Annotated in this window: 17 protein-coding genes; 10 read left to right on the top strand and 7 right to left on the bottom strand. The window is 57.5% G+C overall.

Annotated features, from left to right (window positions below; translation table 11 throughout):
- The first annotated feature begins 67 nt into the window (after positions 1-67).
- From FJ145_03790 to FJ145_03765, 6 genes are all read left to right on the top strand, one after another.
- Positions 68-1,285 carry an extradiol dioxygenase gene (locus FJ145_03790; GenBank protein ID MBM4260545.1) on the top strand — a complete coding sequence of 406 codons (1,218 nt, stop codon included), beginning with the start codon at positions 68-70 and terminating at the stop codon, positions 1,283-1,285.
- 107 nt (positions 1,286-1,392) lie between these two features.
- Positions 1,393-3,087, top strand: coding sequence for an iron ABC transporter permease (locus FJ145_03785; GenBank protein MBM4260544.1), 1,695 nt, complete (start codon positions 1,393-1,395; stop codon positions 3,085-3,087).
- Positions 3,088-3,176: 89 nt separating this feature from the next.
- Positions 3,177-4,193, top strand: a complete 1,017-nt coding sequence (locus tag FJ145_03780; GenBank protein ID MBM4260543.1) for an amidohydrolase — start codon at positions 3,177-3,179, stop codon at positions 4,191-4,193.
- Positions 4,194-4,523: 330 nt separating this feature from the next.
- Positions 4,524-5,336, top strand: a complete 813-nt coding sequence (locus tag FJ145_03775; GenBank protein ID MBM4260542.1) for an enoyl-CoA hydratase/isomerase family protein — start codon at positions 4,524-4,526, stop codon at positions 5,334-5,336.
- A 606-nt stretch (positions 5,337-5,942) separates the two neighbouring features.
- Positions 5,943-6,938: an ABC transporter substrate-binding protein gene (locus tag FJ145_03770; protein ID MBM4260541.1), complete on the top strand. Its 996-nt coding sequence runs from the start codon at positions 5,943-5,945 to the stop codon at positions 6,936-6,938.
- On the top strand, positions 6,880-7,170 hold the full coding sequence (locus FJ145_03765; protein ID MBM4260540.1) for a type II toxin-antitoxin system RelE/ParE family toxin: 291 nt from the start codon (positions 6,880-6,882) through the stop codon (positions 7,168-7,170). Before FJ145_03770 ends, FJ145_03765 begins: the two co-directional genes overlap by 59 nt.
- A gap of 9 nt (positions 7,171-7,179) precedes the next feature.
- Here FJ145_03765 and FJ145_03760 read toward each other — a convergent pair whose 3' ends face one another.
- From FJ145_03760 to FJ145_03740, 5 genes are all read right to left on the bottom strand, one after another.
- Entirely contained in the window at positions 7,180-7,728 is a 549-nt protein-coding gene (locus FJ145_03760; protein ID MBM4260539.1) for a DNA-3-methyladenine glycosylase 2 family protein, read from the bottom strand.
- Positions 7,729-7,835: 107 nt separating this feature from the next.
- Complete coding sequence (locus tag FJ145_03755) at positions 7,836-8,975, bottom strand: hypothetical protein (protein ID MBM4260538.1); 1,140 nt, start codon at positions 8,973-8,975, stop codon at positions 7,836-7,838.
- A 48-nt stretch (positions 8,976-9,023) separates the two neighbouring features.
- A complete protein-coding gene (locus FJ145_03750; GenBank protein MBM4260537.1) occupies positions 9,024-11,429 on the bottom strand; it encodes a CoA transferase in 2,406 nt (801 codons plus the stop codon).
- A gap of 30 nt (positions 11,430-11,459) precedes the next feature.
- Entirely contained in the window at positions 11,460-13,217 is a 1,758-nt protein-coding gene (locus tag FJ145_03745) for an insulinase family protein (GenBank protein MBM4260536.1), read from the bottom strand.
- Positions 13,218-13,219: 2 nt separating this feature from the next.
- On the bottom strand, positions 13,220-14,761 hold the full coding sequence (locus tag FJ145_03740) for an insulinase family protein (protein MBM4260535.1): 1,542 nt from the start codon (positions 14,759-14,761) through the stop codon (positions 13,220-13,222).
- A 152-nt stretch (positions 14,762-14,913) separates the two neighbouring features.
- On the opposite strand from FJ145_03740, the gene FJ145_03735 reads away from it, so the two are divergent.
- A complete protein-coding gene (locus FJ145_03735) occupies positions 14,914-15,720 on the top strand; it encodes a hypothetical protein (protein ID MBM4260534.1) in 807 nt (268 codons plus the stop codon).
- Positions 15,721-16,239: 519 nt separating this feature from the next.
- Here the strand turns inward: FJ145_03735 and FJ145_03730 are convergent.
- Both FJ145_03730 and FJ145_03725 read right to left on the bottom strand, forming a co-directional pair.
- The gene (locus FJ145_03730; GenBank protein ID MBM4260533.1) at positions 16,240-17,295 is read right to left on the bottom strand and encodes a hypothetical protein; all 1,056 of its coding nucleotides are present in this window, start codon (positions 17,293-17,295) and stop codon (positions 16,240-16,242) included.
- Entirely contained in the window at positions 17,292-18,980 is a 1,689-nt protein-coding gene (locus tag FJ145_03725) for an amidohydrolase family protein (protein MBM4260532.1), read from the bottom strand. The genes FJ145_03730 and FJ145_03725 overlap by 4 nt, the downstream gene beginning before the upstream one ends.
- A gap of 161 nt (positions 18,981-19,141) precedes the next feature.
- On the opposite strand from FJ145_03725, the gene FJ145_03720 reads away from it, so the two are divergent.
- From FJ145_03720 to FJ145_03710, 3 genes are all read left to right on the top strand, one after another.
- Positions 19,142-20,140 carry an ABC transporter substrate-binding protein gene (locus tag FJ145_03720; protein ID MBM4260531.1) on the top strand — a complete coding sequence of 333 codons (999 nt, stop codon included), beginning with the start codon at positions 19,142-19,144 and terminating at the stop codon, positions 20,138-20,140.
- 219 nt (positions 20,141-20,359) lie between these two features.
- Positions 20,360-22,174 (top strand): hypothetical protein, encoded by a 1,815-nt coding sequence (locus FJ145_03715; GenBank protein ID MBM4260530.1) that lies wholly within the window; start codon positions 20,360-20,362, stop codon positions 22,172-22,174.
- Positions 22,175-22,291: 117 nt separating this feature from the next.
- Entirely contained in the window at positions 22,292-23,281 is a 990-nt protein-coding gene (locus FJ145_03710) for a hypothetical protein (GenBank protein ID MBM4260529.1), read from the top strand.
- Positions 23,282-23,333: the final 52 nt, after the last annotated feature.

The raw sequence follows: 23,333 nt of genomic DNA, 5'->3' as shown, positions 1-23,333 counted from the left end.
TCCGAACTTCGTGTCCTTCGCGTCTTCGTGGTGAACGATTCCTTGTCTTGCGACGACGCTGGGCGCTATGGTATCCGCAGTTGGGCAGGAGGAAACGAACATGGGGAAAAAGTACAACGTCGGCGGCGTCGCCTGGGACCGGCCGTTTAAAATTCGCCGCTTGGGCCACTTTGGCTTCAACGCCTCGGACCTCGAAGCGAGCCGGCGTTTCTATTTCGACCTGTTAGGCTTTTTTGTCACCGAGCCGGCCGGCGCGGGCTATTTCGGCCGCCACGCCGGCGACCATCATTCCTTTGCTCTATTCGATAAGAAACGCTTCAACGAGCGCGAGTACGTCGGCGCCAAGGCCAAGCATTTCCGCGAGGAGAACGACATCAACCAGATCACTTGGCAGGTACAAAGCATCACCGAAATGGCCGACGCGACCAAATATTTCCACGACATCGGCGTCGAGGTGATCCGTGAAGGGCGCGCCGGCGGCGGCGGTGCGCAGTACCACCTTTACGTGTGGGACCCGGCCGATCAAGTCTTCGAGCTTTATTACGGCATCGAGCAGATCAGTTGGAATGGCTACGCCCGCCCGGTGGCGATGCGCCACGGTACCCAGGTCGCGCCGACGGAGCCCCAGCTGCCGGAATACGAACTCGTCAACCGCGATCTCAAGAACGGCATCAACATCCTTGACGGCCGGCGTTGGATGCACGACATGCCGCTAAAGTATGATGTCGACGGCTTGCTCTTGCCGCAGCCCTTCAAGATCACCAAAGTTGGGCCGGTGAACCTGTTCGTCGACGATTACGAGCAGCTAAAGCGCTGGCATACCGAAGTGATGGGTTTTACGCTCACCGAAGAGGTCGAATGGCAGGGCGAGCGCTGCGGCTTTTTCCGCTGTGACAACGAGCACCATTCGCTAAGCCTGTTTCCCAAGTCATGGCGCAAGAAATTGGGGCTGAGCGAACAGACATCGAATATGTCCTTCGGCCTGCAGCTCGCGAACTACCAACAGCTCAAGGACGGAGTGAAGTTCCTGCGCGACAACGGCGTGCGCGTCGAGACCGATATTATCCCGCCAGAGCTGCACCCAGGCATCGACTATGCCGCCTACGCCTTTGACCCCGACGGCCATTGCCTGGAGCTTTACTATTATATGGAGCAGGTCGGCTGGGACGGTAAACCGCGACCGAAAGAACTGCGCCGCAAGGTCGATCCAAAAAATTGGCCGGAAATGCTCGAACCTCTGTCGGATACTTATAATGGTGAGCCGTTTATTGGACCGTGGGCGTGAAAAAGTGAGGAGTCCCCTCACTCCCTCACTCCTTACTTGCCTCGACTTACCCAGGCCGGTTTTGATATATAATCAGGAACAAAAACCCCAATCGTGAGGGCAATACCATGTTGACCATGATGATGCGCAATCCAGCTAATATGTTGTTTGTCTTTACAACCATCGTCTTGGCCTACCTCGTCTTACCGCCGTTCTTCTTCATTCTCCACACGAGTCTTGTTACCGACCGCGGCCTTCAAGCGGGCGCTTTTACCATTCAGCACTTCGCGAACATCATCGACTCGCTGGGCGACGTAAAGATACTGCTTTGGAACTCGATGGTTTTTTCCGTTGGCAGCGCTGGCCTTGCCTTGGTCTATGGCACGACGCTGGCCTGGCTTGCCGAGCGCAGCGACGCGCCCTTTCGCAAGGTAGCCTACGCTTGCGCGTACATTTCATTTGCCGTTCCGGGCATCATCAAAGTTGTTGGCTGGATCATGCTGCTGGGTCCGAAAGCGGGCATCCTCAACTCTTTCGGCAACGCCTTGATCGGTCAACCGATCTTCAACATCTTCACCATGGGCGGCATGATTCTCGTCGAGAGCTTTCTCTGGATACCGATCGTATTTTTGCTGATGTCCACCCCGTTCCGCTCGATGGACCCGGCGCTCGAGGAAGCCGCCACAACGGCGGGTAGCACGGGTTGGCAAGTTTTTCGCCGCGTCACCTTTCCCTTGGCCGTGCCCAGCGTGCTGGCGGTGTTGATCCTGACTTTCATCCGGTCATTGGAAGCTTTTGAAATTCCCGCGCTGATCGGCATTCCCGCCGGCGTCGAGGTTTTGACCACGAAGATATATCTGCAAATCAAAGGCGGCTTGATTCCCAAATACGGCGAAGCCAGCGCCTACTCCATCATATTGATCGTGTTGGTCGCCCTCGGTTTGATTCCCTACTACCGCATCACCAGCAAGACCTATAAGTTCACCACCATCAGCGGCAAAAACTATCGCCCGCACCGCGTCGCGCTCGGTAAATGGCGCTGGGTCGGCGGGCTGCTCATGTTGGTGCTGCCGCTCTTGCAGTTCCTGCCCATCGCTGCGATTGCCTGGTCGTCGTTTCTCCCCTTCGCGCAGCCGCCCTCAGCCAAGGCGTTGCAGCTTCTGACCTTGGACAATTACTTCTCCGCCTTCAACGACAGAGGCATTATCCGCTCGATCATGAACAGCGTCACGGTGAGCATCTCTTCGGCCACTATCGCCGTCGCGATCACGTTCTTCGCCGCCTGGCTGGTGGTGCGCGCGTCCATCAAGGCGCGCTGGATTCTCGACCAAATGGCGATGTTGCCTCTAGTGTTCCCCGGCATCGTGATGGGCATTGCGATCTTGAAGATGTATCTCCTGCTGCCGGTGCCGGTGTACGGCACCATCTGGATATTGGTGCTGGCCTTCATCGCGCGCTACGTGCCCTATGGCATTCGCTTCAGCCACTCCGCGCTGTTGAGCCTGCACAAAGAACTCGAAGAGGGCGCCATGGCCAGCGGCGCCAGTTGGTTTCAGATGGTGCGTCACGTCGTTGTGCCGCTGATCATGCCCGCGCTACTCGCCGGCTGGATCTATATTTTCCTGATCACCTTCCGGGAGCTTTCCATTGCGCTATTGCTCTACTCCCCCGGCTCACAGGTTGTCGCCGTGACCATTTGGGAACTGTGGGATAACGGCCACGTCGGCCAGCTCGCTGCGTTTAGCCTCGTGATTGCGATCGGAACCGTCGTCGTGGGCTCTATCTTCTTGAAGATCGCCCAGCGGCACGGGTTGCAAGACTAGAATCGTTTGGCGTCTAGCGTCTGGGGTCTAGTGTTCTCTCCCAACAACGCTAGACGCTAGACCCTAAACGCCAGACACCAGAATTTGTCGTGAATCACGCTTTCACCATCATCGACGCGGACGCCCATCACTTGGACGGCGGCGCCTATAAAACCTATCTGCCAGAGAAATTTCGCGCGCGCAGCGGCCCCTATTTTCCGTCCTTTGGCTGGGACATTTTTTTGAACGGCACCACCGGGCGTAATCCGAAAAATCCTGAAGAGTATTGCAAAGACCTGGACGTTGAGAAGATCGGCGACGCCGTCGCCTATCCGAGCTTTGCGCTGGCCATCGGGCTTGTGCGCGAGCTCGATCTCGCGCCTGCGCTGGCGACCGCTTATAACGACTGGGCCTATGATTTCTGCAAGACGAGCGGCAATCGCGTGAAGTATGCAGCTGTGATCGCACCGCAAGTCGTTTCAGAATCCGTCAAAGAAATCCGCCGCGCCGTGACTGAGAAGGGCGCGGTTGGTGTGATGATGCCCACCTACGTGCAGCAAGGTTTGGACTTGGGCCAACCGCAATTCGATCCCATCTACGCTGAAGCGCAGGAGCTGGGCGTGCCGATTGGCTTTCACGCCGCCGCGCAGGTTGCCGTCGGCAACACGCGCTTTCACAAGTACATCGGCGTGCACATGACCTCACATCCATTCGAGCAAATGCTTTCGGTCATCGCGATTATCGCCGGCGGTGTCCTCGACCGTTTTCCCAATTTAAAAGTGGGATTCCTCGAAGCCGGCGTCGGCTTCTTGCCGTACTGGATGGAGTGCTTCGACGAGAAATATCTAATCAGAAAATCCGAGACACCGCTCAAGATGCTGCCGAGCGAATACATCAAAGCCGGCCGCTGCTATTTCACCTGCGAAGGCGAAGAATCAGCGTTACCGCTGGTGATCGAGCAATTTGGCGACAAGTGCATGATGTACGCGTCCGATTATCCCCACTGGGACATGGAGTGGCCACACAGCGTCGCACAGGTGGTTAACCGCAAGGATATTTCCGACAAGACCAAGCAAAACATTCTCGCCGACAACGCCAAAGCGTTCTACCGCTTGTCGTTGGCCTGATCGACAGATAAAGAGTGATGCAGCGTAAGTTGATCCGGGTTCCCCCCTTTGAAAAAGCGGGTGAGGGGGGATTGGCCCGCGTGCAAGAAAATGCTTTTGATCTATCTGAGGATGTGAAAAATCATGAGCCTCTCCACCGGCACCCCGGAAATCTCCCCTAACCCCTCTTTTCCAAAGAGGGGAACTCGGAGTCAACCTGCATCTTTCCGCCTTTGAAAAGGGGATATAGGGGTGACATTGTCTTGTGTTGAAACCCTCTTGAGCTCTCGGGACCTTTTGAACGACCTGAATAACCGAAAAATTTAAAAAATACTTTCCAAGGAGAAAATCATGGCACAAACCAAATTCATCAAAGTAGATATCGACGAAAAGACGGGCGTAGCATCGCTGACGCTCAGCCGTCCAGAGAAAAAAAATGCACTCAGCATCGCCCTACTAGCAGAAGTCGCCAGCTCGCTGCGCGAAATCGCCGGCAATGAGAACATCAAATGCGTCGTCACCACCGGCGCCGGCGACTCTTACTCGTCAGGTCGCGATCTCTACGATATGCGCAACCAAAACAACCGCCGGCGCAACCGCGAGCTCTCCGGCGTCGCCGAGATCGTCGACATCATGCGCCGCATGCCGCAGGTAACAGTTGCCAAAGTTAGAGGCTGGTGCTTGGGTGGCGGGCTTGCTCTGATAAACGGCCACGAACTAGTGATCAGCGCCGAGAACGCCATGTTCGGCATGCCCGAAGTGATCCGCGGCAGCTACGGCGCCACCGCCACCCCGTCGCTATTTCACGGCGCGATTCCGTTCAAAAAAGCGTTCTTCATCTCGCTCACCGGGAGAAATTTGACCGGCATCGAAGCCGAGCGCATCGGCTTGGTCTCGCAAGTGGTTCCCGAAAAAGAATTGGACAGCTACGTCGACACGCTGGCGAAAGAGCTCGGCACGCGCAACCCGGTCACACTAGAAAGTGCCAAGATCGCCGCTTACCTACAAAGAGATTTGCCCTTCGATCTCGCACTCCAATCCGACGACTTGGTCCAACACCGAATGCGCTACTACACCAACCCGCTGAGCGACGTCGAAGGCTACCTGCACTCGCAAAAAGGCGGCGGCACCGTGAAGTATGTGAAACCGGAGGATCGGAAGTAGAAGCGTCTTTCGCGCAGCGGATAATTCTAGATAGTGCAATCAATTGTTGAATTCTTGCCATGGTTGGTTTTTGAGGGCTTGGTCAAAGGATTGGGGTACCTAGTCCTCAGGTACATCGCTCCTTTCCGAAAGAAGAAGGATCTGGATCCTGATGGCGCCGCTGTCGTATTCACGGGTATCCTTGCTTTGGCCATTATCATCGCTAGCTTAGGCTGGTATCTACGCAAGTTCATTTGGTGAAGAATTCGCTCTTCAACGATTAAGGAGAAGCCTGGTGCCGTCCCGGCGTGACGTGACACCGCTGGTCGCTAAGTTGAAGATTCGGCGTATCCCGATAGAAGTCGCACTCAATATCGACCAGTATGCCAAGGAGTTTCGCGAGATATTTGGCGTTTAACGTTATTCCGAATCGATTGGAAGCCCATTAAACTTCGAAACGACTGATTACCGAGCGACGATCTTACCTCCTCTCCCTCTGGGAGAGGATTGAGGTGAGGGCGCGTTGTGGCATGATCCTGTCACACTTCGCATGTGCCCTCACCCTAACCCTCTCTCAGGGGGCGAGGGAACTGTTCTAGCTTCACTCAACGACAGAGGCTTGATGACATGATTACTAAATTCATTACAGTCACCGCAATTCTTAACATGCTCGCCAGCGGCACGTTTGCCGCCTCCGCCCCCGACCGCCTGCGCATCGGCCTCAGCTCCTACACGCCGATCAACGCCGCAATCTGGATCGCTGAAGAACGAGGGTTCTTCAAAAAGCACGGCATCGATCCGGAAGTGATCGTGCTCGCCGGCGCGTCCGCTGGCGGCGTCAGCGCGCTGATTGCCGGCGACGTGCAGTTCATCACCGCCGGCGGCGGCGCGGTGATCAACGCTGGGTTGAGCGGCGCCGATGTGGTTTTCATCGGCTCCATCGTCAACAAAGGTGTGCAGCGCGTCATGGCGCGCGGCGACATCCGCCGCCCGGAAGATCTGCGCGGCAAGCGGGTCGGCGTCACGCGCTTGGGTGCGTCATCGCACATGGTCTTGCTGCTCATGCTGCGCCAATGGGGCATGAGCCCCAATGATATTCAGACCCTGCAATTGAACGCGTCGCCGGCCATGATGGCGGCTCTGGAGAAAAACGCCATCGACGCGGCGGTGCTGACCGAGCCGACGTTTTTCATCGCCGAAGACCTAGGCTACCGCGTGCTCGCCGACCTCGCCGACATGGATATTTACTATCTGCACTCGATGATCGACGCGACGCGCGCCTATGTGCGCAACAATCGCGACGTCACGATCCGCTTTATGAAGTCTTACATCGAGGGCATGGCTTACTTTAAGAAGAACCGGGTTGACGCCGTCGAAGTCATGAAAAAGAAACTACGCACTGGACCGGCGCAAGTGAAATATCTCGAGCGCTCGCACACGCTCTACTCGTCCGGCTATTTCGAAAACGCGCCGTATCCGGCGCTTAAAGGGGTCGCGAGCGTTTTGGAGTTCATGTCGCGGGACAATCCGAAAGCGCGCAGCGCCGATCCGAAGTCTTTCATCGATAGTAGCATCGTCAAAGAGATTGAAGACAGCGGCTTCATCAAGAAGCTGTACGAATAAGAAAAGAGATGACTCGCGCAAAGACGCAAAGGACGCAAAGGCGCGGCAAACTCTAAAGAGACTTGAACGGTTTCCGCGATCTGGACGGCGTATACCCGAGTTTCCTGAATTGCCCCACCGTGAGGTGATCGTTTCTCCGTATCGATTTTTCTATCGCATCCAAGGCGACATCGTGTGGATTGTGGCGGTGTGGCGCGGTGCGCAAATTCCGGGATCACCCAGATCCCTGTGAAATTATTCGTTAACCTCCCAACGACCGCCACAAATACCACGACGCAATCGAGCGATAGGGCCGCCACGCTTCGGCGACGCGTGGCAGGAGTGTCGCCGACCTCCGTTTCTTGCCGTAAAGATTGCGCGCGGCGCGCTGCAGTCCCACGTCGGCCACAGCGAGCACGTCCATGCGCTTCAAGCCGAAAAGCAAAAACATCTCGGCGGTCCAGCGGCCGATGCCGGGCGCTTCGACAAGTTTCCCGATAACCGCTTCGTCTTCCAGCGTGATCAGCTGATCGAAGGTCAATCGTCCGTCATCGACGCGCGCGGCCAGCTCGCGGATGTAGCGGGCCTTGGCCTGCGACAATCCGGCGCCGCGCAAATCTTCCGGAGAGCGGGAGAGAATGAGCTTGGTCTGAAACGGCACGCCGACCAAGGCACCGACCCGCTGTTTGATCGTCGCTGCTGCCTTGGTGGAAAGCTGCTGGCTGATGATCGAGTTGGCCAGCATGTGAAACGGTTGAAACTCGCGCTCGGCCAGCGGGCAGTGGCCATGCTGGGCGATCAAACGCTTCATGATCGGATCGGCTTTCGCTAAGTGCCGTTCCGCTTTCCGGATATTTTGATCGACGACGGCGCGATCAAGAGGAGAATGATTCGCGCCGTTGTTGTTGGCAAGTTTTTTCACGGCGCGCCAAAAAACCTGACCGCGTTGTCGTAGAGAATCTTGCGCTTTTGCGTGTCGGTGATGTCGGTGCGCGCGATGATTTCTTTAGCGGCGTTGTGGCGCCCTTCGCCGTGCGGCAAGTCAGAGGAATAGAGCAACTGGTCTTCGCCGAGCAGCTCAATCTCCTGCGATAGCATCTTGTCGTCGGCTTCGCCGGCAAGAAAGATCCGTCCCGATTTTACGTAGTCTTCAATGGTACGCTGGGGCACCTCGGTCTTGATTGGCATCTGGCTGCGGTCGATGGGCAGGTAGTGATCCAGGCGCGGCACCATGTAGAGAATCCACTCGGCGCCGAACTCAAGAAAGCCGACCTTCAAATTGGGATAACGGTCGAGCATGCCCTGGCCGACAATGGCGACAAACGCCATCATGGCGGGCAGACTCATGCCGATGCCATGGGCGGCGAGCAGTCCGTTGCAAACATCGGCGAACGGCGGATAGCTCATGCCCATGTGGACGCAGAGCGGCAGACCGGAGCGATGCAGCTCATCCCACACCGGCGCAAAACTCGGATGGCACAACAACTTGTCGCCCGCGGTGCCGTAAACCACGGCTGCCGTGGCGCCAAGTTTTTTCATTTCGGTGACGGCCTCGCATCCCTGCCTGGCATCGCGCAGCGGCAAGAGCCCCGCCCACTTGAGCCGTTTCGGCGCCGCGGCGCATTGTTTGCCCACGTAACGATTGTACGAGCGCATGAGCGCGGCTTCGAATCCCGGATCCTGCGTCATGCGCGCATAGAGCGTCGTGGGATACAGCATCTGATGATCGACGCCCATGAAGTCCATGCCGCGAATGCGCGCGTGCGGATCGGATAAATCGAAGCTGCTCAGTGGAAACTCCGGCGTGTGCGTCTGCGCGCCAAACTCTTCGAGCACGCGCGCCGGTTCGTTGCCGGGCTGGCTGCTAGGTCCCAGAGCGTGCGGAATGATTTGCCCTTCGACCAGCCAGCCGTTGGTCCAACGGTTCATGTCGGCGACATCATGGACGCGCGTCGCCCGCGGCCGGCGCACTGAGTACTCTTGCGGCAGTGTTTCCCACATCCGCGGGCTCATCATCGCGTGGGCATCGGCGTCGAAGAGCTTATAGCCTTGGAGCATAAATGTCTCCTATGGGTCACCGCGGGAAGCAGTGGAATTCGACACGCGTTAACGCAAAACCTCACGCTCGACCAGCTCCTTTACCTGCGCACTGGACAAGCCCAACAATTCGCCGAACACCGCTTCATTATCATCTCCCGCGCTATGCGCGATGCCGTCCCCTGAGAATTTCGATTCCGTCATCCGCACCGGCGCGCCGGCACGGGTCACCCAACCAACCGCTTTGTGAAAAACCTCGCGGCAAAAACCGCGCTCGCGCAAGTGCGGATCGCGGTAGAGATCCTCAGCGGTTTGCACTACGCCGGCGGCGATGCCATCGCGCTGCAAAACGATCATGACCTGATGGGCCGTCTGCTTGCTGGTCCACGATTCAACGAGTCCGTCCAACGCTTCTCGATTCGCCACCCGCGCCTCCAGGTCGGCGAAGCGCGCATCGCTCGCCCACTCTTTGTGGCCTGTCGCCTCACAAAACCTGAGCCACTCGTCTTGAGTCTCGACGGCAATCGCACACCAACGGTCGTCGCCTTTGCAACGGTAGGCGCCATGGGGCACCGCGTAGGAAACCACGTTGCCCGCCGGCTGGGGCTCGCGGCCGTTGATAAAATAATCGAGATACGCCGGACCGATCATCGACGCCGCAGTTTCCGCTTGCGAAATGTCAATGTACTGCCCTTCCCCGGTGCGCGCCCGGTGATGCAGCGCGGCGAGAATCGCCAATGCGCCGTAGGAAGGCGCGATAAAATCCGGAAATGCGGTTTGACAGCCGGCGCCCGGCCGCTCCATCGCCGGATCGCGCCACAAGTAAGTCATGCCTGAGAAAGCCATGAGAATCGGTCCAAAGCTGACGAAATCGCGGCGCGGCCCGGTTTGGCCAAACGCTTGCAGACTCGCCATGATGATGTCGCTGCGAATCTCTTTTATGCGCGGATAGTCCAAGCCCCAACTCGCCATGACCCGCGCGCTATAGTTTTCCGCCACGACATCGGACTTGGCGATCAATTGCTTGGTCAGCGCCACGCCGTCGGGGTTTTTCATGTTGATGACAATGCGTCTCTTGCTGTGATTGCTTTCCAAATCCGACGCCACTTGCCAACGCTGACCGCGCTGCGGGCTGCGCAAACCGCGGCTCGCTTCGATGGCTATAACTTCGGCGCCGTGGTCGGCGAGAAAGCTCGCCAACGCCGGTCCGACGATGCCGGTGGGAAAACTGATCACGCGCACACTGGAAAATAGTTGCGCTTCCATGACACTGCTTTTGTTTTGCCACTGCGACGGCTTTGACAGTGCGCCATTGACCAAGGCTTGATGTTCGCCCAATCGCGGCGCGCCACGGCCAATGCGATAGGGACTTGCTGAGAACTTGTAGGGGTCGCCGGTAAAGCGATGCCGGCCCAAATAACTGTGCTCAACTTCGGTGATGTATTGCCGATGCTGCGTCTGCTCGTCGTTGAGAAATTGGCTTGGCGAATTGATCGGCGCGGCAGCTAATCGCTTGCCTTGGAACTCTTCGAAAAAACCCTTCGCCGTGTAATCGACCGTGCGCGCTTCGACCAATTTGTCGATGGTGGGCCGCAGTGGGAAACGCTTTGTGACGGTTTCCAGCGCCGGATCGGTAAGCTCGGCGGGACTGCCAAGCCATTCGACAAAACGCCGCCAATGATCCGCTTGATTGACGAAGATGCGCGCGTAGCCGTCTTTGCACTTGTAAGTTTCCGCCACGGTAGTGCCCTGACTATGGCCGGTGCGCTCGGGTATTTCACCGGCGACACTGTAGCGCGTCATGATGCGCAAAAACGGATCGGCCACCAGCACGTCTTGCAGCGACGCGTCGATGTGATCGCCTTGACCGGTCATGCGCCGGTTGAACAACGCAATGAGCGTCGCAAACGCCGCGTGCACCGAACCCAAATGGGGCGCCACGTCGCTGGGCCCCATCAGAGGCGCACGCCCTGGATGGCCGCAGAGATTCATCAAACCGCCCATGGCAAAGCTGACGATGGTCGCAGTCTTGAAATCGCGGTAAGGGCCCGACTGGCCGAAGCCGGTGATCGAAGTCATGACCAGCGCTGGATTGATGGCTTTGAGGGCCCCATATCCTAAACCAAGCTTGTCGAGAAACCCGACCGGCTTGTCTTCAATCAGGATATCGGCGTTGCGCACGAGTTCACGCAGCGATTGCCGCCCCGCATCGCTATCGAGATCGAGCACGACGCCGCGCTTGTTGGTGTGATACGCCGCGAACGACAAGCTGCCGTCGGCGTGCGGCGTGTCGCCTTTGAACGGCCCTTGCTGGCGCATCGCGTCGCCGCTCGGCGGTTCCATGAGAATCACGTCGGCGCCGAGATTGGCGAGCAGCAGACCGCAATAGCCACCCTGCCGGCTCGTGAGGTCGAGCACACGCAGGTTGTCCAATGCGCCCGGTTTCTCTGTTGTTGTATTTGAATCGGCAGCCATCGAAAGCTTTCCCTTCCCTGTGCAATTGGCTCAACTCGCCGGCCCGCCGAGCGCGCGCCCGTCGCTATCGAATAACTCAACTCGACCGTATTTTTCCAGGACAGCTTTGATTTTTCCGGCGTCGCCGACGGCCACCAACTGCATGGCATCGGGGTGAAGATACTTGCGCGCCACCCGCTGCACGTCTTCGGCTCTCACCGCCAAGATCTTACTCGGGTAGGTATCCCAATAGTCAGGCGCAAAGCCGTATTGCTTGCGCAGCAAAGCCAAGCCCAACACAGTCGCCGGCTGTTCCAGCGACAAAGCGAAACGCGCTGCGATCGACCGTTTGCTCGCTTCCAGCTCATCCGCCGGAACTTTTTCATCGCGAATCCGGCGGATCTCATTGTAAAACTCGGCCAATGCGTCCGCGGTCACCTCGGTGCGCATGTTGCCGCCGGCGCGCCACGGGCCGGGATAGCGCAGCGCCGAAAAATCGCTATAGACCCCATAGGTGTAGCCCTTTTCTTCGCGCAGGTTGAGAAACAAACGCCCAGTGGCGCCGCCGCCGACGATCTGATTCATCACCAGCATCGGGATGTAATCGGGGCTGCGCCGGTCGATGGCAATGTTGCCCAGCGCGACCGTGGTCTGCACCGAGTTGGGCCGGTCGACAAGATAGACTTTGCGCGCGCGCAGCGGTTCGGGATTTTGCGGCAATGGCGTGGTTAGCTCCGTGCGCTTCCAAGGAGCCAGCCATTTTTCCAGCTTGGGCAATAGTTCCTTGGCGCGCACATCGCCGGCGACGCCCAGAATAGCGTTTTGCGGCGCGTAGCGCTCCCGATGCCACTGCGTAAGCGCATCGCGCGTCAGCGCATCGATGGATTGCGCCGTCGGCGCCACGTTGGCCGCCGGGTGATCGCCGTAGACCGCGCGGTTGAAGCGCTCGCTGGTGAGAAAGTTGGCGTTGGTGCGCTGCTGACGCAGCTGTACGTGTTCGCGCTGTTTGTATTTTTCTAATTCTTCGTTGGGAAAACTCGGTTGCAGCAAGATATCCGCGGCGATGCCAAACCAGGCATCGAGATTGTTACTCAGCCCCGACGCGCTCAAGACCGTTTCAGAGGAGCCAAAACCCGAGCCGGCGCTGACGGAGGCGCCGAGACGATCGATCGCTTCGGCGATTTGCAAACTGTTTTTGGTCGGGGTTCCCTCGTGCAGCATCTGCGCTGTGGCTCTGGTCAGGCCAACGCGATTGGCAGGCTCGAACAGCGCGCCGGCGCCGCGGATACTAAGCTGCATCGTGACAAACGGCGCGCGATGATCCTCTAAGATCAGCACGGTAAGACCATTTTTCAGTCGCGACTCCTGGGGCTTGGGCAATTTTACCCGGAGGATTTCGCGCGATACCGGTGCGCGATTTTTGCGTTCGACTTTGCTCGTCGGTGTTTCGAGGGTTTCTTGGGCAGAGATCACATTGCCGGATAGAATCGCAAACGCTAGCAACAATAATCCAACTTGTTTTCTAAAAACCGCTGCTCGTGATCGCTTCCGACCTTCCCCCTTTGAAACTGTGTCGCAATGCGCAAAATTCCCGGGTTCGTCATCCTGAGCGTAAGCGAAGGATCTGCTTTTCCGCGCAGTTGCATGCAGCAGATTCTTCGCCTTTGGCTCAGAATGACAATTGCGACACAGTCTCTTTGAAAGCGGGGGACTGAGGGGGATTTGTCTGCCCTGCGTGTGAAGAAAATCCCCCCTCCCCTTTTTCAAAGGGGGGTAAACCCGACTCAAGATTAAGGTCATCGGTTTCATCCTCACCGCTCCCCCGCTTTAGCGCTCTTCGGCAATGTCGTCACCACAGTCCGATTCGACTCTTGAAAATAGGTCCGCGCCACACGTTGCATATCGACCTTGGTGACCGCGTTGTATTTCTCGTATTCGGTATTGATCAACTGTGGTTCGTTGTAAAAAACCGCGTAATGGCCCAGCGAGTTCGCTCTGGCGCGCGTGCTGTAGCGTTGCTGGGCGCGTTGGCGGCGCAGCTGCATGCGAACTTTAGCAAGCTCCCAGTCGGCCACCGGCTCGGTCTGCACGCGCGCAATTTCTTCGTAGATGAGTTGTTCGAGCATCCCTAGATCAACTCCCGGGCGCGCCGTGACAGAAAACCAAAACAGCGTCGGTCCGCGCCGCTCTTCGGGACCGGCCGAGACATCGACCGCAAGCTCCTTCTCTTTGACAAACTTTTGATAGAGACGCGACGACGCGCCGCTCGACAGCACTTCGCCTAACACGCTGAGGGCATGCCAGTCGGGAGTGTTCCCCTGCGGGGTTTTGAAAACAATATCGAGGCGCGCTGCTTGGGCGAAATTGTCTTCGATGGTTCTACGCCGCTCGGCTTGCTGGACCGGCTCGGACACCTCGGGCGCCGGCGGCGGCGCGTGCCCAGGAATTTTTTCGAAATACTTCTTGATCAAGCTGAGCGCCTCTTCGGTTTCGAAACTGCCGACCAGCGTCAGCACCGCGTTGTTGGGCGCGTAGTAGGTGCGAAAAAACTCCTTGGCATCGTCGACCGTCGCGGCGTTCAAATCCTCCATCGAACCGATGGTCGAATGTTTGTAGCCAAAAGCATCGAAGGCAGTGTCGATCACCGCTTCATAGGTTTTGCCGTAGGGGCGATTGTCATAGCTTTGGCGCCGCTCCTCCTGCACCGTCAACCGTTGATTGTCGAAATTCGCTTGGGTGATCGCCGGGGCGCGCATGCGGTCGGCTTCGAGAAAAATCCCCAGCTCCAGTTGATTCGCCGGCAGGGTTTGAAAATAGTTGGTGCGATCGGCGCTGGTCGTGCCGTTGGCGCTGCCGCCGTTATTTTGCACGAGAATAAAGTGCTCGCCTTTGCCGACGTTTTCCGAGCCCTGGAACAACATATGCTCGAAGAGATGGGCAAAGCCGGTGCGGCCCGGCCGCTCATCGCGCGAACCGACATTGTAGGTCATACAAATAGAATAGGTCGGCGCGTGGTGGTCTTCAGCAAGAATCACGCGCAGGCCATTTTTCAATTTGAATTCTTGGAACTGGATATTAAATGAGCGACTCGGTTCCGCGGCCTTCTGAGCAGGCGGGGTCTTCTTCGCTTCGTCTACTGTTTTCCGGTTTTTTTTCCCGTTGTCTGCTTCTCCCTTGACTGAAGCCACCGCCGCCTTCGCGTTTCGTCCGGCTTTTTTCTTTGCGGCCGCACTGGTTGCGGGTTCGGCATAAGCCAGGACAAAACAAATCGCTAAACAGAGAGAAAAAACCATTTGTGCCAATCGTCGAGTGCGCCGCGCGCACCATGAGCTTGGCGATGCGGAACTAGCCATAGGAATTTGGGTCCTTTTAGTGGGCCGGCTGACTATGAGTTTCGGAGTATATTTCTAACAGGCCTGCGTGAGCAAGCAATACGCGTTGACAGGTCGACACCAAGAAGCTAAGGAGTTGCAAGACTTTTTTTAGGAGCGAGCAAAAAGTCACGGTGGATAAAAGTCCGATGGGCACGTCCTTGGCGCAGCTTGATACGAGCGGCCCGGCGCCGGCGATCATCGTCATTCAGAATCAGCACGGCGTTAAGGAATCTACCCAATACATGGCTCGACGTTGTGCCGAAGCCGGCGATGTCGGCATCGCGCCGCGACGTCAAGGTGTTGAACGATGTCAACGCGCCGATCAATTTTCTCAAAGCTGCGCCAGCGCCGATGTTTCGCGCTTGGGCATTGTCGGCTTCTGCATGGGCGGGCGCATTGCCTTCCTTGCCGCTGCGGCAACCACGTCGTTTAAAGCAGCGATCGATTTCTATGGCGGCGGCTGCTACCAGCAATGGGGCGATCGTCCAACACCCGCGAGCTTAGCCGCCAACGTATCGTGTCCGGTCCAAGGCCATTTCGGCGAGCTCTATAGGAATCCGCCGCCCGGCGAAATGCGCAAGATCGACAAAGAGCCCGACGAAATCGTGCGCATGCTGCGCGCCCTGCGCAATGCGATTTTGTTTTTGCAGAACCAGCGCGAGATCAGCGCCGGTTTAGTAGAAAAACTTTTGAAGCTCGAGCGGCCCGTCGCCGAGCGCTTCTACCCGCTCTATCGCGAGCAGTACAACCCCGATCTCACGGTCCCAGATTCGGTCGTGGAGGAATGGATTTCAGTGGGAACTTTTCGCGCCAAAGAAAAAATCACCGCCAAAACTCAACAAGTTGTCGATTGGAGTTTTGCCGAGCGCGAAAGACCAGCGAGGTTGAAACAACTTTGCCGACCCGGCGGTCGTCGTTTCGCGCGAGATAGTAGTTGATGTAGCGGCCGACGCTGCCAAGGATGCCCATGTCGATTAAACCAAAGTAACCGATGAGCGTATTGATTAGGCTCCAGATGCCGTATACGACCAAACCCAAACTGCTGATAATGTAAGGCGTCAGAAAGAAAGCGACGACAGCATCCGCAAGCAGGCCTACCCAATTTGCAAGCAGGTTCCTAGCGAAAACGCGCGCGGTGGCTATCAGGGATGCCACGATTACTCTCTAACATTAGAGAAGCATGGTGGGCGAGAGCCATAGCATAGACGATAGACGCGCAAGCGGCGACGAAATTCAACCTGCACTGACTAAAAGCAAGAGTTGTGCCGTTGCGTTGTCGATATATCGACGGCCAGAGGCGAATTTTCTCATTCACAAGTTCGCTTTGCTGGCGAAAAGCTTGGGTTAGCAGATCACGCGCTCTAAACGGTAAAACGTTGGGAGTACAAATGGATAGGAAATGATATTCTTTCCACGTCAGCAATTTGACTGCCGTTGTGCGACAGGAGCGAATCAAGCTAGTTTTCCAACAGCCGCTTCACCCGCTCGACCACTTCCGGTTTCTGATTCATCAGTTCCTTAATCACGTTTTGAATCTCTTCGCCCGTCGACGGTTCCATATCGAGCCGCGATTTTTCGACCTCGGTGAGTAAGTCGGGGTCTTTGAGCGCTTTGGCATAGGCGTCGCGCAGCAGCTTCACGCGCTCAGTGGGCACGCCGGGCGGCGCGACCATGGGGCGACCGAGGTCGTCGCCAGCGAGGAAGATTTGCGTGACGCGGCGGCTGGTTTCTGAGGCTTTGTACTTGTCCATGAGCTCGTAAATCGTCGGCACATCCGGCAGGCGCGCGTCGCGCTTCTTGCCGGCTTGCAGCAAGTGGCGGTCAAAACCCTTCTTTTCCCAGGTGAGAAACGGCTCGCGGCTGAAATGCACGGTGATTCTGGTCGCGCGGCAAACCACTTCACCGCGCTCCATCGCCAGATCGACTTCACCGCCGCCTTTGTAACCCAACACCCGGGTGAACTTGGCACCGACCGTTTCTTCAAGCAGCCGCGTCAGCAGCGCCGATTGGTCCGCGGTCCCCGAGCCGCCGCATTTGGGCGGTTCTTTTGCTTTGATGATGTCGTCGATGGATTTGTACGGCGAGTCGGCGCGGATGTAGAGCATCATCTGGCCTTTCTCTTGAGAGCCCAGCCAGTTGAAGCGGCGCACGTCGAACTTGACTTCGGAGCGTCCGACCATTTGTTCCAAATAGAGATGGGTTTGAAACATGCCGATGGTCAAACCATCGGGTTTGGCGATGCCGTAAAGATAATTCGCCGCGACGATCGAACCGCCGCCCGGCATGTTCTGCACCAGCATGGTCGGATTGCCCGGCAGATATTTGCCCATGGTGCGCGCGAGCAGCCGGCCCCATAGGTCATAGAGCCCGCCCGGCGCCGAGCCGACCACGACGGTGATTGTTTTGCCGTTGTAGAAATTGGCCTGCGCGAACCCATCGCTGCAAAAGACAAACAGCAGCGAAGCAAGCAAACAAAACCGCCCGGCAAATTGACCCATCCGACTACCCGTCATGCTGCCCAACTCGTCGGCCTCAACACCTTCCCCGTGTGCGCCTGGGTCGGCTTACCGTGATCGATCGCCACCGCGCCGTTGACGACGGTGTAATGAATACCGGTGGCGTTTTGAATCATGCGGGTTTCGTTAGCCGGCAGGTCTTGCACGTACTCAGGCTCCAAGGTGTTGATCGTCACAGGATCGAAGACAACGATATCGCCAGCGAACTTCGGCCGCAACAAACCGCGGTCGCCAAGGCCGAACAGCGACGCAACTTGGAAGGTCAACTTCGCCACCGCTTGTTCCAGCGGCATGATTTTATGATCGCGCACCCAGCGGCCGAGAAACGTCGTGCAGTAACCAAAGCGCGCATCGTAGCCCATGTGCGCGCCGGCGTCGGATTGGCCCACCATCACGGCAGGGTGTTTGAGAATCTCACAGACCGCGTTGGGATCGCCCTGGGTCGTAATGTGCACGAAGCGGGTTTCGAGATTTTCTTCCAGCGCCAAGTCGAGAAAGGCGTCGAGGCCGTCTTTGTTTTGCGCGCGGGCCAATTCCTCAATCGTCTTGTGCTCGTACTTTCTGTTCTCATCGAGTTTCGCCTGGTCGACGTAGATCACATCCCAGCGCCGCGGAAAGACCGACGCCGACTTGTCTTCGATGGCCTCGGCGCGCAGCTTCTTGCGGCATTCTTTATCGGCGAACATCTGCTTGCGCGCTTCGACCGGACTAAACATCGCCGCTTTCCAGGTAGGAAACTCGTCGAAGCATTGCGCGTCGAGTAGCGTGTAACGCATCTCAAACGGCTTGGCTTGCGTCATGGCGTAAATCGGCAAGCCCTCTTCTTGAAAAACTTTCCCGGTCGCTTCCAACATGCCGCGCCAGTGGTCCGGCCGGGTCCAACTGTGGCTGATGCTCTGCCATAGCACCGGCCGCCCGGTGCGCCGCGCCATGTTGGCGGCGTAGGCGATGCGCCCGCGTGCATCGGCACCGCCGCCGCTGAGCTGCACGACACCGCTGTTCATGTCACCAAGCACATCGAGCAACGAACCCAGCTCCTCGTCGGAAGCTAGACGGCTTGCCACCGGTTTTTTGTCTTCACGAATATGGCGCGGATTCTGGTTGGTCGAAAAACCAACCGCGCCGGCTGCCATGCCCTGGCGCACCAGCGCGCGCATCTTTTCGATCTCTGCCGCTGTCGCTTCGCGTTCCACGGCGTCTTCGCCCATGACGTGGTGGCGCACCGCGATGTGGCCGACTAAGACCGCGGCGTTGATGCCCAAGCGCTGGCCCAGCGCTTTCATGTATTCTTCCGTCGTGGTCCACTTCCATTCGAAGCCCTGTTCGAGCACATTGCGGCTGATCGCCTCGACGCGCACGAAGCTCTTGATCATCGCTTCGCGATCTTCCGGTTTCGCCGGCGCCAGGCTCAAACCGCAGTTGCCGACGACCACGGAAGTCACGCCGTGATAGCAGCAAGAAGTGCCGTAGGGGTCCCAGAACAATTGGCCATCGAGGTGGGTGTGCGGATCGATGAAGCCTGGCGCCACCGCCAAGCCGTCGACGTTGAGGGTGCGCTTGGCGGCGCCGTTCAAGCGGCCGATATCGACGATCTTTCCATCAGCGATGCCGACATCCGCATTGAAGCTCGGCAGCCCCGACCCGTCATAAACCCGCCCGCCTTTGAGTAGTAGATCGTACATGGTTTTGCTCCTCGATTTCGCGCGGTTGATTTTTATGCGACGTTAGTCGAAATATCGCGGCTGGGTCAAGTGTTGACCCCGGACATGACGCGGGGCTAGATTCAGTATGATTTGACCAATTCTCTGGCGGAACCCGACACAAAACCGGTCAACCGCTTACAATGAACTTTACTCGCTTTTTCTTAATCGCCGTCGTGCTCTCCTATCCGTCCTGCTTGACGCCGGCTGCGGCTGCCTCGGCGCCGCATAAGATGGTCATCAGCTACGCTGCCCTGAGCGAGCGCGAAGGCGCGCTCTTGGTGGCACGCGACCAAGGCTTCTTTCGTAAACAAGGCCTCGACGTCGAACTGGTCTACATGCCCAGTGCGCCGGTTGCCCTGGCGTCCATCGCCCACGGCGACTCGCAGGTCAACACCGGATCGGCGTCGGGAGCCATTCTTGGCGCCATGGCCGGCGGGTTGGATTTAGTTTTCGTTGCGGGGTTGATCAACAAATTGAGCGGCGTGATCATCGCGGCGCCGAATATCAACTCACCGGCTGATCTCAAGGGCAAGACCATCGGCGTCACCAGCATCGGCGGCGGCAATTGGGTATTCACCATGCTTGCGCTGGAGCATTGGAAGCTCGACGTCAAACGCGACAACATCACGATACGCGTCATCGGCAACGACGCCGTGCGCGCCCAGGCGATCACCAATGGGACGATCGATGCCACGCAGCTCTCCGCCTATTCGCTGGTCGCGCCCCTCAAGCGCCAGGGTGCGCGCGTGCTCGCCGATCTGCCCGACCTGGGCGTGCCCTATCAGGGCGTCACCGTTTTTACCCGGCGCAGTTATTTGAATCAGAACGCCGATGCAATGGAAAAACTATTAACCGGCATCGTCGAGGCAATCGCGTTCATCCAAGACCCAACTAACAAAGCAGCCGTGATGCGCATTCTCGCCAAAGGCCTGCGCTTGGCAAAACCGGAAGACACCGCCGACGGCTATGAGAACGTGAAAACGTTGTTTGAACGAAAGATCTATCCGACCGTCAACGGCGTGCGCAACACGATTCGTCTGCTCGGCCAGAGCAACGAAAAAATTCGCGCGCTGCGCGCCGAAGACCTCATCGACGATCGCATCGTGCGCCGGCTGGAGCAAAAAGGGTTGTTTCGCTGACCCTGGGAGCACGAGCATGGCTAACGCGCGTATGGCCCATCCGAACAACGTTGCCGGCGAGTTTTTCGTAGACACCAACTGCATCAACTGCCCAACCTGCCAGGGCGGCTGAGCGCATACGTTCCAGCCCATCGGCCTATGCCTGATTTCGCAAATTTCTTGTTGAATTAACCTTTTCTCCCTGTACAGTGACGGGCAAGTCAGGGAGATCATTTTTTCGTGAGCACTGAACACAGCGACAGCGGCGCCGTCATCATGTTGCCCGGCGGCCGGTTTGTCCTCGCCTGTGCCGTGATCGCCGCGATTCTTTTGTGGGTTGGGCGATCGACGGCTCTACCGGCCTCTTTATTGGCCGCTGAAGTCTTCGCCACCATTCTTGGCTTATTCTTCTTCGGATCGTTCCGATATCAGATTCACAAAAACGCTTTGACTTACGGCATGCTGCTCATCATCGTCGCAACCTTTTGCGGCTTGCGCACGTCCGCGTGGCATGTCGACATCGCCAAAAACGGCTGGTGGGTCTGGGCGCGGCAAAATTTGCTATCGTTTCACGGCCTCAACGACCTGGTTCATGCCGATACCATGCTGTTTATTCTCGGCCTGACACTTTTCGTCGCTGTGATCGCCCAGACGCGGCTGCTTGAGGGGTTGACGTTCTTTTTGTTGCGTAAGTTTCGCGGCGCGGTGGTGCCGACCGTGGTGTCCGTTACTGCCGTGGTGGCCTTCGCTTCAGGCATTCTCGACGGTGTGTCGATGATCGGGCTCACCATCCGCACGCTAGTAATCATCATGCTGCTCGCCGCCGCGCCGATCTCAGTGGTGCGCTACGCGGTAATGGTCTGCACGACGGTCACGACGGTCTGCGGCATCTGGCTGGCCTATGGCGAGCCGCCTAACTTGATCATGAAGGCCAATCTTTATCCGCATATCGATAACGCATTCTTCCTGCGCTACTGCGCGCCGGCGGCCATCGCTTGCTATCTGGTGATCGCTTGGCAGCTGCGCAGCCGGCTGAGCGGCGAGCGCATCGAGCTCGACAAGATGGACGTCATTGACGCCAATGCCGAAGACGTGCGCTTTTTACAGGCGCAGCGCCACGGCAAAGTCTCGACGACGTTGGAGTTGGTCGAGGACCACGAAAACGAATTGGGCGATAGGGCCGATCTCGTGCGCCAATCGCTGCGCGAAGGCGAACCCCTCGGCATCGCGCTTATTCGCGCCGATGTCCCCGAAGCGCTGCGCAAAAAACTGCTCGGCTATTACGTCAGCGACGAGCTGGCGGAAACCTTGGACCGCCACTATCTGCTAGAGCACGAAGGCGAACATGAAGCGGCGTTGGACGCGGAGAAAGGGGTGGACGCCGAGATCGCCGCGACGGCGCGACGGCGCGAGGTGGCGCAAAAGTTCGGCGCCTTCGCCCTAGTGCCGTTCATCGGCATGCTTATTTGGCATGGCATCGATCACAGCGTGCCGTTGTTTTTGGCATCTTTCGCGGGATTCGCTGTTGCGTTGATGGGAATTTTTCACCTGCCGCGCATGCGCAACTTGGCTCTGCGCGACGCCAAACATGAATTTTCCGAGTACTATTTTTTGTTCCCGCTGTTTCTCTCGATCACGCTCTTGACTAAGGCCGGCTTCTTCGATCACTTGCAGACTCTGATTCATCAGGGCGTGCAAACCTTTGGCCCGGCCCACGTGGCCTTTGCGCAGTTTTTGGGTTGCACGTTTCTTTCGGCCATCCTCGACAACAACGTGGTCGCCGACTTCGCCTCGCGCGCTCTGGAGAACTTGGACATCGCGATCTTGCATCTATTCGCCATGGCCCAGATCGCCGGCTACGCCTTGGGCGGCTGCTGGACCCACATTGGCTCGGCGCAATCGGTGGTCGCCTTCGCTTTTATTCAGCGCGATATCGACGATCGCTACACGCCGGTGCAGTGGATCAAGGAGATCACGCCGGTCATCTTGCAGATGCTCGTGGTGATCACGGTTATTATCTACCTCGAAAGCGCCCTGCTGGATTGGCTGCATTAGGTCAGCCGGTGGAGGCCGGCATCCATTCGTGGATTTAGACCGCCGCCGAGTGATTTGTCCTAGAAATTTCCCTCAAGCATTGTTAACGTACGGCCACCAAGCCAAAGGAGCTTCGTCATGACCGGTTCGAAAAGAGTTGGTTGCGCTCTGTTGACGTACTTTTTTTCGGCGATCTTAACGACCGTGAATCTCGCCGCCCAGGAGCATTCGCTCCGTGCCGTGTACAACGCCCTGGGCGGCGTCATGGCGCCGATCTGGGTCGCGGACGATGCCGGACTGTTTAAAAAGCACGGGGTCAACGTCGATCTGAAATACTTGGCAGCGACGTCAGCCGTCCAAGCGATGGTGGGCGGCGGCGAAGAAGTAGGCTTTGTCGGCAATCAGGGGATCGACGCGAAGCTCGAAGGGGCGGACTTGATCTATGTCGCCAGCGGCTTGCCGACGTTTGTTTTTCAAATTTACGCCCGGCCGGAAATCAAAACGATCCAGGATCTCAAAGGCAAAATCTTCGCCGCGACACAACCCTCAGCGTCGACAGACTACGCCAGCCGGATTGTCTTTAAGAAAAACAACCTCGAGCCCGACAAAGACGTCAAAATCATGTACGCCCAAGACACCAACAACGTGCTCAACTCCCTGCTGGTGGGTAACATCGCCGCCGGGATTCTCTCCGCGCCGCTGTCGATTAAAGCCAAAGCCGGAGGCGCCAAGATGCTCGTCAATATCACCGATCTGAAGATTCCCTTCTTGTTCACCGGCATGTTGTCGTCGCCCAAAGTAATGAAGGAGAAGAACGAAGCGCTGACGCGGTTCCTGCGTGCCTACATCGAAGCGATGGCGGTGATTCGCAAGGACAAAGAGACAACCCAGAAAGCGCTGTCGCGCTTTCAAAAGACTAATGACCGCGAAATTCTCGATTCGGTTTATGACGAATACCGCGATGTCTTTCCGACCACGCCGCTGATGACGGCGGCGGAAGTCCAGGCCGTGCTCGACGTCGCCAAGAGCCCTAAAGCGAAGACGATGAAGCCGCAGGACTTTTATGACAATTCGATTGTGCAGAAGATTCAAGCCAGCGGGTTCATCGAGCAGGTAAACAAAAAATAAGATCAGGCGCAAAACCAAATCGGATTTCCGCAGGGTGCGCCGTGCGCACCGT

Source organism: Deltaproteobacteria bacterium (genome assembly GCA_016874755.1).
In the GTDB taxonomy this organism is placed as follows: Bacteria; Desulfobacterota; Binatia; order UBA9968; family UBA9968; genus DP-20.
This window is presented reverse-complemented; position numbering and strand designations above follow the sequence as displayed.

Bases quoted from the DNA above. Each gene is read 5' to 3' on its own strand.
- FJ145_03785 (MBM4260544.1), top strand. From the start codon at position 1,393: ATGTTGACCATGATGATGCGCAATCCAGCTAATATGTTGTTTGTCTTT.
- FJ145_03775 (MBM4260542.1), top strand. From the start codon at position 4,524: ATGGCACAAACCAAATTCATCAAAGTAGATATCGACGAAAAGACGGGC.
- FJ145_03730 (MBM4260533.1), bottom strand. From the start codon at position 17,295: ATGACGGGTAGTCGGATGGGTCAATTTGCCGGGCGGTTTTGTTTGCTT.
- FJ145_03745 (MBM4260536.1), bottom strand. From the start codon at position 13,217: ATGAAACCGATGACCTTAATCTTGAGTCGGGTTTACCCCCCTTTGAAA.
- FJ145_03720 (MBM4260531.1), top strand. From the start codon at position 19,142: ATGAACTTTACTCGCTTTTTCTTAATCGCCGTCGTGCTCTCCTATCCG.
- FJ145_03725 (MBM4260532.1), bottom strand. From the start codon at position 18,980: ATGTACGATCTACTACTCAAAGGCGGGCGGGTTTATGACGGGTCGGGG.
- FJ145_03750 (MBM4260537.1), bottom strand. From the start codon at position 11,429: ATGGCTGCCGATTCAAATACAACAACAGAGAAACCGGGCGCATTGGAC.
- FJ145_03760 (MBM4260539.1), bottom strand. From the start codon at position 7,728: ATGAAGCGTTTGATCGCCCAGCATGGCCACTGCCCGCTGGCCGAGCGC.
- FJ145_03755 (MBM4260538.1), bottom strand. From the start codon at position 8,975: ATGCTCCAAGGCTATAAGCTCTTCGACGCCGATGCCCACGCGATGATG.
- FJ145_03710 (MBM4260529.1), top strand. From the start codon at position 22,292: ATGACCGGTTCGAAAAGAGTTGGTTGCGCTCTGTTGACGTACTTTTTT.
- FJ145_03790 (MBM4260545.1), top strand. From the start codon at position 68: ATGGTATCCGCAGTTGGGCAGGAGGAAACGAACATGGGGAAAAAGTAC.
- FJ145_03770 (MBM4260541.1), top strand. From the start codon at position 5,943: ATGATTACTAAATTCATTACAGTCACCGCAATTCTTAACATGCTCGCC.
- FJ145_03740 (MBM4260535.1), bottom strand. From the start codon at position 14,761: ATGGCTAGTTCCGCATCGCCAAGCTCATGGTGCGCGCGGCGCACTCGA.